Here is a 16,695-nt window from a genome sequence, read left to right as displayed (position 1 = left end):
ACCGGCTTCCCTCACGCAGCCGGAGCCCGGAACGCCGCCGCCAGCCGTTCGACCAGAGCGTCGCGCTCCGCCGCCTCGTAGGGCTCGGCGTGGCCCGATCCCCAGACCGGCCCCGGCCAGGCCGGATCGCCGCGCGTCCGGCCGATGACGTGGATGTGCAACTGCGGCACCATGTTCCCCAGCGCCCCGACGTTCAGCTTGTCGGGCGCGAACAGCCGCTCGACGACCCGCGAGGCCAGCGCCAGCTCCTCCATCAAAGTCGCGCGGTCCTCCACGGCCAAGCGATGCATCTCCACCGCCCCCTCGCGCAGCGGCACCAGGATCAGCCAGGGCCAGACCCGGTTGTTCATCAGCAGCACCCGGCACAGCGCCAGATCGAGGACCGGGACCGTGTCGGCCTGAAGCCGTTCGTGCAGCGACACCATGGATTGTCTCTTTCGCGTGACGGACAAAGACGGAATAAAGCGGATGGCTGCCTGTTCAAGCCGGCAGTGGCAGCGCGACCGCGAAGCCTGTATAGATGCGGCGTGATCTTCAGCCCAACCGCCCCCGGCAGCAAGCGCCGAAACGGACCGGCGGCCGGGGACGCACGAGAGAGAGCATTCCGCAGACGTGGTTCGGTTGCTGGTGAAACGGGTTCGGTCCGAGGCGATGGTCGGGGCGGCATGGCTGCCCCTGCGCCATTTCCAGCGGGCCTTTTCGGTTTTGTGACGGTGGGCGCGGCGGACCGGCCGCCGCGTCCGGATGAAACTTGGTGCGGCGAGCGAGAACGATTCACATGCGCAAATCGGCGTTTGCGGTCCTGATCCTGGTGATTCTCGGCAATGTCGGGGCCTGGGCCTTGTGGAACCGCCCGGTGTCCGAACGCTCCTGGGCGGGCGCCATCAACGGCGTCGGCTACACCCCGTTCCATCCGGACAAGAGCCCGTCCAAGGGCGACAAGGCGACCGCCGACGACATCGAGAAGGACATGGTGGCGCTCGACGGCGCCGTGAAGGGGGTGCGCACCTACTCCGCCACCGACGGATCGGAGCAGGTCGCCCCCATCGCCCGCAAACACGGCCTGCCGGTGACGGCCGGTGCCTGGATCGCCGGCAAGCCCGAGATCGACGAGCCGGAGATCGCCGGCCTGATCAAGCTGGCGCGCGCCAACAGCAACGTGCGCCGCGTGCTGGTCGGCAACGAGGCGATCCTCCGCGCCGACATCACCGTCCCGCAGGCCATCGACTACATCAAGCGGGTGAAGAAGAAGGTCAACGTCCCGGTCTCCACCGCCGAGCCGTGGCACGTCTGGCTCAAGCACCCCGAACTGGTCGAGGCGGTCGATTTCCTCGCCGTCCACCTGCTGCCCTACTGGGAAGGCGTGCCGGTCGACCAGTCGGTCGATTACGCCATGTTCCGCTACAACGAGCTGAAGGCCAAATACCCGAACAAGCACATCCTGATCGGCGAGATCGGCTGGCCGGCCGACGGCCCCTGGCGCCGAGGCGCCGAGGCGAGCCAGGTCAACCAGGCGAAGTTCATCCGCAACTTCCTGAACGTCGCCGCCCAGAACAAGCTCGACTACTTCATCATGGAGGCCTTCGACCAGCCCTGGAAGCGGGAGATCGAGGGCACCGCCGGCACCAGCTGGGGCCTGTGGGACTTCCAGCGCAACCCCAAGTTCCCGATGATCGGCGGGGTGCAGGAGGTCCGCAACTGGCAGGTCAAATGCGCCACCGCCGTGGCGCTGGGCTTCCTGCCGCTGGTATTCTTCCTGTGGCGCCGCGGCGGTGACCTGAAGATCGGCGGGCAGATCTTCTACGGCGCGCTGATCCAGGCCGTCGCCTCCGTCCTCGTCTTCACGGTCAGCGCCGCCTCGGCCGCCGGTCTCGCGCTCACCACCGAGATCGCCTGGGGCCTGCTGATCTTCTGCCAGCTCGTGCTGTTCGCGGTCATGCTGATCGACGGCATGGAGCTGACCGAGGTCGTCTGGCAATCGAAGTTCAAGCGCAAGTTCATCCCCTGTTCGGCCGCCCCGCTGCCCAACGCGCCGAAGGTGTCGATCCATGTGCCCTGCTACAACGAGCCGCCGCACATGGTCATCCAGACGCTCGACGCGCTGGCCCGGCTCGACTACCCGAACTTCGAGGTGCTGCTGCTCGACAACAACACCAAGGATCCGGCGGTCTGGCGCCCGGTCGAGGAGTATTGCCGGCAGCTCGGGCCGCGCTTCCGCTTCTTCCATCTCGACAACTGGCCGGGCTTCAAGGCCGGCGCGCTGAATTTCGGGCTGGCCCAGACCGCGCCGGACGCCGAGCACATCGCCGTCATCGACAGCGACTATCAGGTCCATCCCGACTGGCTGAAGGCGACCATCCCGCATTTCAGCCGGCCGGAGGTCGGCTTCGTGCAGTCGCCGCAGGACTACCGCGAGTGGGAAGGCGACCTGTTCCAGCGCATGATCAACTGGGAATACGCCGGCTTCTTCCACATCGGCATGATCCAGCGCAACGAGCGCAACGCGATCATCCAGCACGGCACGATGACCATCATCCGCAAGTCGGCGCTGGAAGGCGTCGGCCGCTGGGGCGAATGGTGCATCACCGAGGACGCCGACCTCGGCCTGCGCCTGTTCGAGCACAAGTACGAGGCGGTCTATATGCCGGAGAGCTACGGCAAGGGCCTCGTCCCCGACAGCTTCTCCGCCTACAAGACGCAGCGCTTCCGCTGGGCCTACGGCGCCGTGCAGATCCTCAAGCACCATTGGAAGCAGCTCTCGCCGGGCGCCAAGGAGCTGACCGCCGGGCAGAAGTACCATTTCATCACCGGCTGGCTGCCCTGGTTCGCCGACGCCGCCCACATGATCTTCGGCATCGCCGGCATCCTGTGGTCGATCGGGCTGATGGCCTTCCCGAAATATTTCGAGTTCCCACCCAACGTCTTCATGATCCCGACGCTCAGCGTCTTCGCCTTCAAGGTCGGCGCCTCGCTGTGGCTGTACGAGGCGCGGGTGAAGTGCGGCTTCTGGGACAAGGTGGGGGCCGCCGTGGCGGGCATGGCGCTGACCCACACGGTCGGCCGCGCCATGTGGCTCGGCATCTTCACCTCGGGCCGCCCCTTCGTCCGCACGCCCAAGTGCGAGGACCAGCCGGCGCTGATGCAGGCCTTCCTGATGGCGCGTGAGGAGCTGGTGCTGCTGGTGTCGCTGTGGGGCGCCGCGCTGGCAATCGTGATGGTGTTCGGTCATGAGAACCGCGACGCCTTCATGTGGTCGGGCCTGCTGGTGGTGCAGTCCCTGCCCTACCTCGCGGCCTTCATCACCGCGCTGATCAACGTGTTCCCCAACCTGAAGTTCGGCAAGCGCCGCCCGGAGCCGGTCAAGGACGCGCTCGGCACCGGCGCCGCCGACTGATCGGCCGATCGATCCCCCTGCCCACGACCAACGGCGGAGACGCCGCCGTTGGTCGTGACGGCCGTTGGTTCGGCTTGACCGGACCCTGAACTCTGCCAGACTGGATCCCAGGGACCAACTGCCCCGGAGGTCGGCCATGGCGAGCAACCTTTTTGGCCAACCGGACTTCACCGTCCGCCGGACCACGGTGTCCCCGACCTCCGCCGTCCAGCGGACCGGCAGCGCCACCGAGCGCGAGCAGCAGCGCAACCCCCGCCAGGAGCGCCGCGACCGCAACCCGCCCAACCCGCAGCGGCGGCGGCTCTACGATCTGCTGTTCGATGAGGTCGACCGCTTCGACGGGCTGGACGAGCCCCAGCGGGCGCGGCTGAAATCGAACCTGCGCGCCCATCTGACGGCCCGTCCGCCGCCGGCCACGCCGCCCCCTGCGCACGAAGCCGACGGGGAGACGCTGACGAAGCGGCTGCTGGAGTCCCCGTCAGCCGGTGTTCCGGTCGATCACGACCACATCGTCCAGGCGGCCGTCGGCGGCCCGGCCGAGGCCACGCCGGAGGACGCCGCGGACAACGCCATCCTGGCGCGGCAACTGCGCGACTGTCTGGCCCGCAACACCGATCAGGCGCGCAAGATCGCGGTCTATCTGCATCTTCTGCTGACGATCGACGGGGCGCTCAGGCCGCACACGATCATGGATGTGTGAGGCACCCGCCACGAGCCCCCATCCCGACCTTCCCCCGTTGGGCGCTACGATAAGCCCTTCTCCCCTTGTGGGGCGGGGCTGGAGGGCGCCAAAGGCGACCGTAGGCACTGCTGGTTGGGATGAGGGGTATCCGCCGCAGGCGGAAGACAAGCTTGCGCCCCCTCACCCCAACCCCTCTCCCTCAGGGAGAGGGGCTCATGCTGACGCCTGCATTCCCCCCTCCTGGGCGGAGGAAAGCTCGCGACCTACGCCCCCTCACGGCCCCTTGCGCCGCCGGCCCTGCTTCTTCGGGGCGCCTTCCGGAATGCCCCGCCCCTGCCGCGCGCTGCTGATGCCGATGCTGCCCGGCGTCTCCAGCCCGAGATCCATCGCCTCCAGCCGGCGCAGCTCGTCGCGCAGACGGGCGGCCTCCTCGAACTCCAGATCGGCGGCGGCGGCGCGCATGCGCTTCTCCAGGTCGGCGATGACCGTCTTCAGATTGTGGCCGACCAGTTCGCCGGCGTTCAGGCCGGTCTTCACCGTCACATGGTCGCCGCGCTCGTAGACGCTCTCCATGATGTCGCCGATGGCCTTCTTGACCGACTCCGGCGTGATGCCGTGCTCCAGATTGTAGGCCTGCTGCTTCTCGCGGCGCCGCGCCGTCTCGTCGATGGCGTATTTCATGCTGTCGGTGATCTTGTCGGCGTAGAGCAGCGCGCGGCCCTCGACGTTGCGCGCGGCGCGGCCAATGGTCTGGATCAGCGAGGTCCGTGAGCGCAGATAGCCTTCCTTGTCCGCGTCCAGGATCGCCACCAGCGCGCATTCCGGGATGTCCAGGCCCTCGCGCAGCAGGTTGATGCCGACCAGCACGTCGTAGGCGCCGAGCCGCAGGTCGCGGATGATCTCGATGCGCTCCAGCGTCTCGACGTCGGAGTGGATGTAGCGGACCCGCAGACCCGCCTCGTGCATGTATTCGGTCAGCGCCTCGGCCATCTTCTTGGTGAGGGTCGTCACCAGCACGCGGTAGCCCTTGGCGACGACCTCCTTGCACTCGCCGATCAGGTCATCGACCTGGGTCTCGGTCGGGCGGACGATCACCGGCGGGTCGATCAGGCCGGTCGGGCGGACGAGCTGCTCGGTGAAGACGCCGCCGGTGCGCTCCATCTCCCACGGGCCGGGAGTGGCGGAGACGAAGACCGTCTGCGGCCGCATCCCCTCCCATTCCTCGAACTTCAGCGGGCGGTTGTCCTTGGCGCTCGGCAGGCGGAAGCCGTAGTCGGACAGCGTCGACTTCCGCATCAAATCGCCCCGGTACATGCCGCCGATCTGCGGCACCATGACGTGGCTCTCGTCGACGATCAGCAGGGCGTCCTTGGGCAGATACTCGAACAGGGTCGGCGGCGGCTCGCCGGGCGCCCGGCCCGTCAGGTAGCGCGAGTAGTTCTCGATGCCGGCGCAGGCCCCCGTGGCCGCCATCATCTCGATGTCGAAGGTGGTGCGCTGCTCCAGCCGCTGGGCCTCCAGCAGCTTGCCCTCGGCGGCGAATTCCTCCAGCCGGTCCTTCAGGTCCTTCTTGATCTGGGCGATCGCCTGGTTGAGCGTCGGCTTCGGGGTGACGTAGTGGCTGTTGGGGTAGACGCGCACCGCCTCCAGCGCCGCCAGCTTCTCGCCGGTCAGCGGGTCGATCTCGTGGATGCCCTCGATCTCGTCACCGAACAGGGAGATGCGCCAGGCGCGGTCCTCCATGTGGGCGGGGAACAGCTCCACCGTGTCGCCGCGCACGCGGAACAGGCCGCGCCCGAAGGCGGCGTCGTTGCGCTTGTATTGCAGCTCGGTCAGCTTGCGCAGCAGGTCGGGCTGGGCGATCACCTCGCCCTTGCGGATGTCGACCGTCATCTCCGAATAGGTTTCGACCGAGCCGATGCCGTAGATGCAGGACACCGAGGCGACGATGATGACGTCGTCGCGCTCCAGCAGCGAGCGGGTCGCCGCGTGGCGCATGCGGTCGATCTGCTCATTGATCGAGGATTCCTTCTCGATGTAGGTGTCGGTGCGCGGGACGTAGGCTTCCGGCTGGTAGTAGTCGTAGTAGGAGACGAAGTATTCCACCGCGTTGTTCGGAAAGAAGGACTTCATCTCGCCATAGAGCTGGGCCGCCAGCGTCTTGTTCGGCGCCAGCACCAGGGTCGGCCGCTGAACCTTCTGGATGACGTGCGCCATGGTGAAGGTCTTGCCCGAGCCGGTGACGCCGAGCAGCACCTGGTCGCGCTCTCCGTTGCCGAGCCCGGCCGTCAGCTCGGCGATGGCGTTCGGCTGGTCACCGGCCGGAACATACTCCGACACGATGGCGAAGGGCTTTCCGGGCTCCAGCTTCGCGAGCGGCTTGGCGGGAATGGCGGACAGGACGGGGCTGGCCATGGGTCGGATCGGTCCGGATCGGTGTGTGCGGGAGGTACGGAACAGGAACCGATTATATGGCTGCGGCGGGGGTGTCTGTCGAGCGCTGGCTTGTCCGGTACCTCCGCGCTGCCGCCATCTCCCGCCAGCCTTCCGGCCGTTATGCCGCCTTCGGGTTGGCGATGACCAGCCGCGCCCGGACAATGGCCTCCAGCGCGTCCATCAGCACGTCCTGGCCGTCATGGTCGAAATCGCCGGCGGCAATCTCGATGCACAGGCGGTGCTGCAACGCCTCGACGCGGGTGCGCAGCTCGTCGCCGGCCAGCGTGTCGTCGGCGTCCTCGCCGTAGAGCGGGGCGAGCGCCGCCAGCATCGCGTGGCCGGAGGCGTCGAAGCCGCGCAGCTCCCGACCGGCGATGTCCAGCGCATCGGCGACCATCAGCGCGGCGTAACGGCCCTCCGGCGCGACGTTGGGCAGAACCTCGCCGCGCAGGGTGGCCAGCGCGATGTCGAGGAGGGCGAAGGCATCGGGGCCGGTCCGCATCAGGCCACCCTCTCGACAGGGACGTCCGACGCCGCCTCGGGCGGGTCGGCAGGAGTGGCGGCGGTCTCCCGGGCCGGGCCGGAGGCCCTGTTCGCCCGCCCCTGGGCGCGCAGGTGACGCAGCAGCTCCATCTCGATCTCCGGCAGCCTGCGTCCGGTCAGGGCCAGCTCCAGCGACGGCTCGGCCCCGGAACAGTGACGCTCCCCCTGCTGGAGGGCGAGGGCGGCCCAGCGCAGATAGGCGGCGGTTTCCCAATAGGCGACGCGCCGCGGATCGACCCGGCGTCCCGAGGTCTCCTCGTAGCCGGCGTAGAGGTCGTCGCGGTCGCCGTTGCCGCCGGACTCGCGATGGAGGCGGCGGAAACGCCAGGAGCGGGCGCAGAACCAGCCGAGATCCTCCATCGGGTCGCCGAAGCCGGCGAACTCCCAGTCGAGGATCGCGCTGAGGCGGCCGTCCTTGACCAGACAGTTTCCGCCGTGGAAGTCGCGGTGGCACAGCACCACCGCCTCGGGCGGCGGCGCGTTGACCTCCAGCCAGCGCAGGCCCCAGGCCAGCACCGGATCGCGTCGCGCCAGGTCGCCGATCCAGTCGCGGAGCTGGGCGATGGCCTCCTGCGCCGGACAGGCCGGCGGCTCGGGCAGTCGCTCCAACCCGGGCGCGCCGGGCATCACCCGGTGCAGCAGCCCGAGCTGGCGTCCCAGCTCCCGCGCCAGCTCCGGCTCCGGCGCGTCGGCCTTGACGACGTTGAAGCCGCCGCCGCCTTCGGCCCGCCGCATGATGAGAAAATCCGGCCCGAGAACGCCGGGGTCGTCGCAGAAGAACAGCGGCTCCGGCGCCAGCACGCCGCCGGCGACGGCCGCCGACAGCACGGCGAATTCGCGCCGCCTGCCGATGCTGGCGGCGAGTCGACCGGCGGATTCCGCCCGCAGCACGCAGGCGTGGCGCCCGGCACGGGGACCGCCGTCGACGTCCAGGATAAGGGCGAGGTTGAACGCGACCGCCCCGCCGCCGAGCCGCCCCTCGTCGGTCACCGTGACGCGGGAGGCTCCGGTCTGCACGGCCAGCCAGCCCGAAAGACGGCCGAGGCTTTCATCGGTCAGCACGACGTTCGGCAACGCAAGAGACGGGTTCGCGACATGCACGGCCTGCTCCCCTGTTCAAACCTCTCATCGGCGATGGTAGGCACGAAGCGCGAAACCCGGCAAGTTTGACCTTGGTGGGAGTGGGGGCAAGCCGGCCCCCTTCTCCGTTTTTTCCGAAGCCATCCCGCCGGATTCTTCGATGCGCGGGCGATCAGTGGGCGAAGTGCAGCAGAAGCTGGCTGTTCTCCCCCCTGGCGGAGGCGACGACCCGGTCGGCGGCCCGCTTGATCAGGCGTCCGGCGATGCCGCGCATGTGGCGGTCGAGCGTCTCGTCGTCGACATCCAGCAGGTCGGCGACGTCGACGGCCTCGTCGGTCACCGACAGCGCCCCGCCGCGGTAGCGCAGCAGCACGTCGAGGTTCAGCTCGTCGAAGCTGGCGTCGATCCGCACCGTCTCGCGGGCCAGCCCCTCGCGCGTCAGCACGTCGATGGCCTCCAGCGTCGCCAGCACGGCGCGGGCGACCACCTCGCGCCGGGCGCCCCAGACGCCGCCCTGCCGCTCGAAGAAGTCGTGGACCTCCGACGAGCGCATGGTCCGCGGGTCGTAGTCGAAGGCCGCACGCTGGCGGACGCCGATGCGGAACAGCATGTTGAGCAGCAGGGCCGCCAGCGCCGCCACCGTCACCTCGGAATGGAAGATTGGGGCGATCCAGCCCGGCACCCCGTGGTAGAGGCCGGGCAGAGCCGTGACGCTGACGCCGAGGATCACCGACAGCCCGACCACCATCACCCGGCGGTCGTTCATCATGCGCGACATGATCAGGTCCATGCCGGCGGTGATCAGGCAGGCGGCGGTGTAGATCAGCACGGCGCCGATCACCGGGCCGGGCATCAGGATCAGCGCCGCGGTGATCTTCGGCACGAAGGCGGCGGCCATCAGCGCCGCCCCCGCCGCCAGCCCGACCACCCGCGCGGTGACGCCGCTGGCGAACTCCAACCCGATGTTGGCGGAGGAGAAACCGACGCTGCTGCCGCCCGACAGGCCGCTGGCGAGGCTGGCCAGCCCCTCGGCGAAGACGCCGCGGCTGACCTTGGGCATGTCGGTGCGCGACCAGTGCGCCCGGTTCATCCTGTCCAGCGTGATGATGCAGCCGACCCCGTCCATGACCGAGATCAGCATGATCATGACCATCGGCAGCAGCGCCTCCAGGCTGACCGACAGACGCGGGAAGGCGGGGACCGGCAGCGCCAGCAGAGGTGCGTCGGCGACCCGCGCCAGCGCCGCCGCGTCGATCAGCCCGAACCACAGCGCCAGCCCGTAGCCGGCGGCGCAGCCGGCCAGCATGGCGTAGAGCCGCACCCGCCCCTTGCCCCAGATCGACAGGCCGATGATGACCGCCAGCGTCGTGCCAGCCACCGCCATCGCCCGCGCGTCCACCAGATCGCCGCCCGGCCCGACACCCGGCTGGTAGCCGACGGCGCGCTCCCCCGCCCCCTTCACCATCGAGACACCGAGCATCAGCACCGACACGCCGCACACCTCCGGCGGCAGGTAGGAGCGCAGGCGCGGCAGCAGCTTGGCGAGGCCGAGCTGGAGGACGGCGCTGGCCGCCAGCGTGCCGGCCGCCGCCCCCAGCCCGCCGGAGCGCGCGGTGGCGATGAAGACCGGCATGATGACCGGGTTGGGCAGCGCCACCGCGAGGAAGCCGCTGCCGACCGGCGTCGCCTGGAGGATCGTCGCCAGCCCGACCGCAAGGATGGCGGTGGTGACGAAGGCGCTGGTGGCGTCGCCGTCCAGCCCGATCTCGGCGGCCATGATCACCGGGTACATGATCATCATCAGCCCCAGCACCATGTGCTGCATCGCCAGAACGGCGGTGACGCGGGCCGGGGGACGCTCGTCCAGGGCGTACAGAAGATTCTGCGGGCGGTCGCTCATCGATGGAATCGTTCCGTTGAGGACCCGGCCGCCGGAGGGGCGGACGGGTGCGGCGGCGGGGCTGGAGCAACCAAAGCGTTGGAGTTTTTGGCGCAACCACTCTGTAAAATCGCACTCCGGGGAATGCAAAGGCAATCCTTGAGCGTCACCATTGGAAAAGCCCCGCGCAAGAAAAAAACCCCGCCCTTGCGGGCGGGGGTGAGAGGCACAAAGGAAGGATCGGCCGGAACGGTCAGGCGGCGATCGCCTGCGAGGCGGTGGAGGTCTGCTCCGTGGCCGGAGCCGACGCCGGACGGGCCTCGCGGACCGGCAGCATGTCGGCGACGGCGAAGCCGACCGCCATCAGGTTGGGCACCGCCATAGCGGCGAGCAGGATCGACCACAGCTCCAGCGCCAGGGTGCCCAGCGGGTTGACCAGGGCGGCGGTGGCCGAGGCGGCGATCAGCGCCACCGACAGGATAGCCTCCGGCCGGGCGCAGAAGGCGCCCTTCGACCGCTTGCCGCCCTTGGCCGTCACCCGGAAGGCGTCCTTGCTGCGGACCAGACCGCGCAGCGCGGCGAGAGCCACCGTGGTGGACAGCGCCATGCCGACGGCGCAGGCGCCCAGGCTGTGGCTCCACGAGTTGCCCGAGGCGTAGCGCGAGGCCAGCAGGCTCGACCCGGCACGCAGGACCAGGGCGCCCAGCACGGCGGCGGTGGCGGCGACCGGCGGCAGGTGCAGCGGCAGGACCAGCGAGGCGAAGGTCCAGACCACGGCGGCGACCGCGGCGAAGGCGCCGACCGCGTCGGACCACCAGCGGATCCAGTTGGTGACGTAGCCCAGCTTCTGGCCGGCGGTCAGGCCCTTGGCGCCCGGCAGGAACTTCGTCCAGTGCGCCCGGACGATCTGCGTCGAGCCGAACACCCAGCGGTCGCGCTGCTTGCGGAACTGCATGAAGTTGTCGGGGGCCAGCCCCTCGCCCAGCCGCTCGTCGGTGTAGGCGGCGCGGTAGCCGGCCGACAGGATGCGCAGGCCGAGTTCGGTGTCCTCGCAGATGCTGGCCTCCGACCAGCCGCCGACCTGCTCCATGGCGGAGCGGCGCAGCATGATCATGGTGCCGTGGCAGATGAAGGCCTGGCTCGACAGCCCCTCCTGCATGCCGACGTCGAAGAAGGGGCGATACTCGGCGGTCATCGCGGCCTTCAGCGCCGTCTCATGGCCGTCGCGGTGCTCCTGCGGGGCCTGGACGATGCCGACCGACGGGTCGGCGAAGGCCGGGGCGAGCTTCGACAGCCAGTCGCGCGACACGGTGTAGTCGGCGTCGAGCACGGCGACGATCTCGGCGGCCGGATCGGTGTGGCGCAGCGCGGCGTTCAGGGCGCCGGCCTTGAAGCCGGAAATCTTCTTGTACCAGTGGAACTTGAACTTCGGGCCGAGCGCCTTGCACAGCTCCTCCACCGGGCGGACGAGATGCTCCTCCTCGGTGTTGTTGACCAGCACGACGACCTCGTAGTTCGGGTAGTCGAGCCGCGACAGCGAGGTCAGCGTGGCGCCCAGCACGTCCGGCTGCTCGCGGCAGGCGGCGACGTGGATCGACACCATCGGCTTGTGGTCGGTCCCGGTGGAGCCGGCGGCCGGGACGGCGCGCGGCAGCAGGGCCGGGGCGCGGCCGGTCAGCAGCCGGCGGGCGACGTCGACCAGATCGGCGAAGGCGACGCTCATCATCAGGGCGCCCAGCGCGAAGGCCGAGCCCCAGGTGGTCAGCGCGCCGAAGGTCAGGTACTCGGCGTAGGCGCCGGCCACCGCCGAGCCGACGGCGAAGCCGATGACGTTGGCGCCGAGCGAGGCGGCCAGCGCGAAGCCGGTGTTGGTCCGGCGGCGGAAGGCGACGAACAGCGACAGCGCGAGGCCGACGGCGATCGCCACCCCGGCGCCGACCTTCTCGCCATGGGACGCGGCGACCGGCCCGGTCAGCGACCATTTCGGCGCGCGGTCGGCGTCGAGCACTCCCCAGCTCGGGCCGGGCGACCCCTCGATGGTCGACTTCCAGATGCCGTCGAACGCCTCGACCACGTTGTAATGGATGCCGAGCGCGTTGGCCTCCGCCGCGAAGCCGCGCACGACGGCGGCCTGGGCCTCCGGCGTCGGGAAGGCGTCGTGGAAATTCTCGCCGCCCGAGGGCCAGCCGACCTCGCCGACATAGAGCGGCTTGCCGGGGTGCGACTTGCGCACGGTGTCCAGCCGGTCGCGGATCCAGGTCAGCGCGTCGGCGGCCGGCACGCCTTCCCAATAGGGCAGGACGTGGACGCCCATGAAGTCCGACGCCTTCACCGTGGCGTTGGCCTTGACCATCTCCGACCAGACGTCGGCGGTGCCGACCTTGATCGAGGCGGGAACGGCGGCCCGCACCCGCTGGATGTAGCGGGCCAGCTCGGCGTCGGTCAGCTCGGCGCGCAGCAGGGTCTCGTTGCCGACGACGATCCGCTTGATGCCGCGCACGGTCTTGGCCAGCGCGATGGCGCGGATGACCTCCTGCTCGTTGCGGGCCATGTCCTTGCTCAGCCAGACGCCGATGGTGACGTCCAGGCCCTTGGACACGGCGATCTCGGGAACCTGCCCCTGCGAACCCAGCGTGGAGTAGGTGCGCACCCCGTCGGCGAAGCCGGCGATGGCGGTCATGTCCTTCTCCAGCTCGGCGCGCGGCACGACGGGGGAATGGTTGGGATCGTAATCCCGGCCGGACGGCGAGTAGGACACCGATTCGATGCGTCCGGGCTCGGCCTCCACCGGCGTCGGCGCGTTGCGCCAGGACCAGAAGGACGCGTGGCCGGCGGTCACGGCCAGCAGCGCGGCGGCGATGGCAGCGGACCGCATCGGGTTCTTCGGGTTGCTCATGGGAGTTCGCGATGCCCTAATTGAGGTGGCCGTGCGCCACCGGACACCCGCATCAACGAGGGGCGGCGGCGATCTATTCCCAGCCATTCCAAAATTTTTGTGCAGCGCCAAAACGGGAACCCGCGCTGCCCCTTCCTGTTGGCTGAAGGCATCCGCAAACCACACGGAAGCAGGATGGGAGCCCCCAATGACCGACCCGAAAAGCGACGAGCAGATCGACGTCGAGGCGTTGGAGGACACGATGGACGAGGTTCTCGAAACCCTGGCGGTGACCGAGCAGGCGGCCGCCTTCATCGAGGCCAACTGCCACGAGGCCGACTGCCGCGACCGCGCCAACGCGATCCGCCGGCAGGCCGAGGCCATGCAGGACGCCGCCGACACGACCATCGACGAGAGGATGTCCGGGGAGGACGGCGACGATGCCGGCGCCTCCCGCCCCTCTCCGCCCTCGACCGCCCGGCGCAACGGACTGCTGCATTGAGCGAGCGCGCCGCAACCGAACAAACGCAAGGAGACGCCACGATGACGACCAGGCATGAACAGACGCCCGAGCACAAGAAGGCCCACGAGATCGCCGAGGAGGCCCTGGACCGCGCGGCCGAGGGCGACCCCCGCAAGGCCCGCGAGCTGATCGAGGAAGCCAAGCGCATCGATCCGCGCATCGGCGAGGAGATGTCCCGCGAAGCCGCCGAGGACCAGCGGAAGGCCGACAAGGCCCTGCGCGACAACGGCGCCGAGAGGTAACAGCGCCCTCTTCCGGAACGGAAGAAGGCGTTCACATCACCCGTCGCAGCACCACGACGGCCACCACGCCCGCCACCACGGCAACGGCCATCGGCACGCGCCGGGCGATCAGGCACACGAAGGCCGCCGCCAGCGCGTCGGACGGCCGCGACAGCGCCGCCGGCGCCACCAGCGCCACCAGCACCGCGCCGGGCGTCGCCTCCAGGGCGGCGCTCGCCGCCGGCCCCAGCCGGATCCGCGCGATCAGCCAGGGGCCGCCGACTCGCGTCAGCCAGGTCGCCAGCGCCCCCGCCAGGATCACCGCCAGCAGCGCGCCGTCGATCGGTCCATCCATCACGACGCCCTCCCCCGCCACGCGGCCACGGCGCCGCCGGCCAGCGCGCCGGCCACGATGTGCCAGGGTCCGCCTGGCATCAGCGCGTGCACGCCCAGCGCCGCCGCCCCGCTCGCCAGCCAGGGCGGCAGCGATCCCACCCCCTTCCAGAAGCCCGCCAGCAGGCACAGGAAGACCGCGATGAAGGTGAAGTCCAGCCCCCAGGCGGCGGGATCGGCGATCAGCGCGCCGGCCAGCGTGCCGGCGACCGTGCTCGCCAGCCACGCCACATAGAGCGTCAGCCCGACCCCGAACCAATAGGCGAAGGTCAGCGCCTCGCCCCGGCGCAGCGCCAGCGCCCACACCTCGTCGGTCATCAGGAACAGCGTCGCCCCGACCCCCAGCTTCGGCCGGCCGGCCAGACGTGGCGCCAGCGTCGCCCCCATCAGAAGGTGCCGCAGATTGACCAGCAGGATGCTTCCGGCGACGGCCGCCCCGGCGGCGCCCTTGCTCCACAGCTCGACCGCGACGAATTGCGAGCTGCCGGCAAAGACGAGGCCGCTCATCAGCCCCATCTCCAGCGGCGAGATGCCGGCCTTGGCGGCGAGGCTGCCGAGCAGCAGCCCGAAGGGAACGGCCCCCACCACGATGGGCAGGGCGTGGACGGCGCCGAGCGCGAACTCGCGCCGGGCGGGCACCGGAGGGGATGAGGATGGAGCGTTCATGCCCCGCAAGCTAGGCGGCGGCGCTCCGCCCGTCTTGGACAGGATTGCTGCCGCGCCGGTATTGGCCGGGCGCCACCCCGACCCGCGCCTTGAACACCCGGTTCAGATGCGCCTGGTCGCAGAAGCCGCAGGCGGCGGCGATCTCGGCCAGCGGCAGCGGGCCGCCCAGCATTTCCTTGGCGCGATGCACCCGGCGGTCGGTCAGGTAGCCGTGTGGGGTCGTCCCCACCGCCGCCCGGAACACCCGCAGGAGATGGAAGCGGCTCAGCCCCACCGCCTCGGCGAGGTCAGCCAGCTCGACCGCCGCGTCGAGATGGCTGTCGAGATAGTCGCGGGCGCGCCGCACCGCCAGCGGTTCGGAGCCGGCGGGGCGCGGCCGGGCCGTCAGGTCGCCATGGCGCAGCGCCGTTGCGGCGAAGGCGCGCAGCGCGTCGGTTTCCAGCCGCAGGGCGTCGCCCCCCGGTTCCTCCAGGCCGCGATGCAGCGCCTGGATGACGCGGAACAGCTCCGGGTCCTTCAGGATGGTGTCGGTGAAGGAGGGCCGGGCCGGGCGGCCGAGCGCGTCGGCCAGCGTCTGCTCGAGCAGCGCGACCGGCGGGTAGAAGATGCGGTAGGCAAAGCCGTCGCCGGCCGGTCGACCGTCGTGCAGCTCGTCCGGGTTGAGGACGACGACATCCCCGGCGACGGCGCTGTGGAGAACGCCCCGGTAACGGTACAGCTCGGTCCCGGCGGTGATCACGCCGATGACATAGGTCTCGTGGGTGTGCGGCGCGTATGCATGCTGCTCGAACCGCGCGTTCAGGCACTCCATGCGGTCGAAGCGCGATTCACGCCACAGCCGCGCGTACTCCCCCCGCGCCGTCGGGGCCGAGCCCAGGGGGTGGGCCAGGGATTCGGTGAGGGCGGCGTGCTGATCCATCGCTATACTCTAACAGCCCGGCAACACCGTCGTCTTGGACAGGATTGCGGCCGGCCGGGCCGGCTGCGGACAGAAAACCTGCGGGAACCACCGCCCCATTCGCCTTTCCGTCACGCCGGCCTTGTGCCGGGCATCCGCGCGCAAATCTCAAGGGCGCTCGTGGATGACCGGACCAAGACCGGGCATGACCTGAGCGAGAGAGTTGGCGCGGTCGTTTGCGCCTGCCTTCACGAGAACCGGGACCGCCGATGATCGCCACCATGACCCACGCCGTCACGCATCTGGGCAGCAGCACCCTGCTGATGCCGCTGTCGGCGCTCTACGCCACCCTGCTGTGGCGCCGCCATTCGGCGCCGCTGGCGCTGCGCTGGCTGGCCGCGGCCGGGTTGGGGTTGGGCGTGATGGCGGGCCTGAAGCTGTTCGGCCACGGCTGCGGCCTGCCGCCCTTCCCCTTCCTGCCCGAGGACCGCTTCGTCAGCCCGAGCGGGCACGCCGCCTTCGCGACGATCTTCTACGGCTCCGTCGGGGCGCTGGCGGCGCGCGGCGCCGGGTCGCCCGGCTGGCGCGGCCTGATCCTGCTGGCGACCGTCGGGCTGGTTGCGGCGATCTCGGTCTCGCGCGTGCTGGTCTCCGCCCACTCCGCCGCCGAGGTCGTCGCCGGACTGCTGGTCGGCGGGCTGACGGTCGGGCTTTTCCTGTGGAGCGGCCGGGCGCTGCCGCCGGCGCGCCCCCGCATGCCGCCGCTGCTGCTGGCGGCGGTGGCGCTCGGGCTGGCCGGCATGGTCCGGGCCGGCGATCCGTCGATCATCGAATCCAGCATCCGGACGCTCGCCGCCGAGCTGCGCACCGAAACCGGACTGTGCGGGGTTCCCCGCGTCGCCGCCTTCGGACAGCCCATCCATGGGCAAGGGGTCTCCGGGCAGGACAGCTCCGGACAAGACATCTATTTCCAAGCGCGGTGATGCCGGACCGGCGATCCTGTGCTATCACCTCCCTTCCGCGTTTCCGGCGGCCGGTCCGCCGGCCCTGTCCGGCACCGCGCTTGCGATGACGGTCGGAAGGGCCTATACCAGCCGCCCGTTTT

General features: G+C 70.1%; 14 protein-coding genes. 5 read left to right on the top strand and 9 right to left on the bottom strand.

Going from position 1 to position 16,695, the window contains the following annotated elements:
• Positions 1-11: 11 nt before the first annotated feature.
• Positions 12-425, bottom strand: coding sequence for an HIT domain-containing protein (locus JN22_RS24015; RefSeq protein WP_085556289.1), 414 nt, complete (start codon positions 423-425; stop codon positions 12-14).
• Positions 426-778: 353 nt separating this feature from the next.
• On the opposite strand from JN22_RS24015, the gene JN22_RS24010 reads away from it, so the two are divergent.
• Positions 779-3,394, top strand: a complete 2,616-nt coding sequence (locus tag JN22_RS24010; RefSeq protein WP_085556288.1) for a glycosyltransferase family 2 protein — start codon at positions 779-781, stop codon at positions 3,392-3,394.
• 136 nt (positions 3,395-3,530) lie between these two features.
• The gene (locus JN22_RS24005; RefSeq protein WP_085556287.1) at positions 3,531-4,094 is read left to right on the top strand and encodes a hypothetical protein; all 564 of its coding nucleotides are present in this window, start codon (positions 3,531-3,533) and stop codon (positions 4,092-4,094) included.
• 255 nt (positions 4,095-4,349) lie between these two features.
• On the opposite strand, the gene uvrB is transcribed toward JN22_RS24005, so the two are convergent.
• The 5 genes from uvrB to JN22_RS23980 all read right to left on the bottom strand — a co-directional run bounded on the left by uvrB (position 4,350) and on the right by JN22_RS23980 (position 12,910).
• A complete protein-coding gene (gene uvrB, locus JN22_RS24000; RefSeq protein ID WP_085556286.1) occupies positions 4,350-6,491 on the bottom strand; it encodes an excinuclease ABC subunit UvrB in 2,142 nt (713 codons plus the stop codon).
• Positions 6,492-6,630: 139 nt separating this feature from the next.
• Complete coding sequence (locus JN22_RS23995) at positions 6,631-7,014, bottom strand: DUF6285 domain-containing protein (protein WP_085556285.1); 384 nt, start codon at positions 7,012-7,014, stop codon at positions 6,631-6,633.
• Positions 7,014-8,156, bottom strand: coding sequence for a phosphotransferase family protein (locus JN22_RS23990; RefSeq protein ID WP_085556284.1), 1,143 nt, complete (start codon positions 8,154-8,156; stop codon positions 7,014-7,016). The genes JN22_RS23995 and JN22_RS23990 overlap by 1 nt, the downstream gene beginning before the upstream one ends.
• A gap of 151 nt (positions 8,157-8,307) precedes the next feature.
• Positions 8,308-10,035, bottom strand: coding sequence for a solute carrier family 23 protein (locus JN22_RS23985; protein WP_085556283.1), 1,728 nt, complete (start codon positions 10,033-10,035; stop codon positions 8,308-8,310).
• Positions 10,036-10,267: 232 nt separating this feature from the next.
• A complete protein-coding gene (locus JN22_RS23980; RefSeq protein ID WP_085556282.1) occupies positions 10,268-12,910 on the bottom strand; it encodes a glycosyltransferase in 2,643 nt (880 codons plus the stop codon).
• Between the two features lie 187 nt (positions 12,911-13,097).
• On the opposite strand from JN22_RS23980, the gene JN22_RS23975 reads away from it, so the two are divergent.
• Complete coding sequence (locus JN22_RS23975; protein ID WP_085556281.1) at positions 13,098-13,391, top strand: hypothetical protein; 294 nt, start codon at positions 13,098-13,100, stop codon at positions 13,389-13,391.
• A 41-nt stretch (positions 13,392-13,432) separates the two neighbouring features.
• Entirely contained in the window at positions 13,433-13,654 is a 222-nt protein-coding gene (locus JN22_RS23970; protein WP_085556280.1) for a hypothetical protein, read from the top strand.
• A gap of 31 nt (positions 13,655-13,685) precedes the next feature.
• Here the strand turns inward: JN22_RS23970 and JN22_RS23965 are convergent, their stop codons facing one another.
• From JN22_RS23965 to JN22_RS23955, 3 genes are read right to left on the bottom strand one after another with little or no spacing between them, the layout of a single operon-like run.
• Entirely contained in the window at positions 13,686-13,988 is a 303-nt protein-coding gene (locus JN22_RS23965) for an AzlD domain-containing protein (RefSeq protein WP_085556279.1), read from the bottom strand.
• Positions 13,988-14,692 carry an AzlC family ABC transporter permease gene (locus JN22_RS23960; protein ID WP_085556278.1) on the bottom strand — a complete coding sequence of 235 codons (705 nt, stop codon included), beginning with the start codon at positions 14,690-14,692 and terminating at the stop codon, positions 13,988-13,990. Before JN22_RS23960 ends, JN22_RS23965 begins: the two co-directional genes overlap by 1 nt.
• Positions 14,693-14,702: 10 nt before the next feature.
• Complete coding sequence (locus tag JN22_RS23955; protein WP_085556277.1) at positions 14,703-15,611, bottom strand: AraC family transcriptional regulator; 909 nt, start codon at positions 15,609-15,611, stop codon at positions 14,703-14,705.
• Between the two features lie 248 nt (positions 15,612-15,859).
• Here JN22_RS23955 and JN22_RS23950 point away from each other — a divergent pair, with 248 nt between their 5' ends.
• Positions 15,860-16,573, top strand: a complete 714-nt coding sequence (locus tag JN22_RS23950; protein WP_085556276.1) for a phosphatase PAP2 family protein — start codon at positions 15,860-15,862, stop codon at positions 16,571-16,573.
• Positions 16,574-16,695 lie beyond the last annotated feature (122 nt).

The sequence above is a fragment of the Azospirillum agricola genome (assembly GCF_020005195.1).
Classification (GTDB): domain Bacteria; phylum Pseudomonadota; class Alphaproteobacteria; order Azospirillales; family Azospirillaceae; genus Azospirillum; species Azospirillum agricola.
This window is presented reverse-complemented; position numbering and strand designations above follow the sequence as displayed.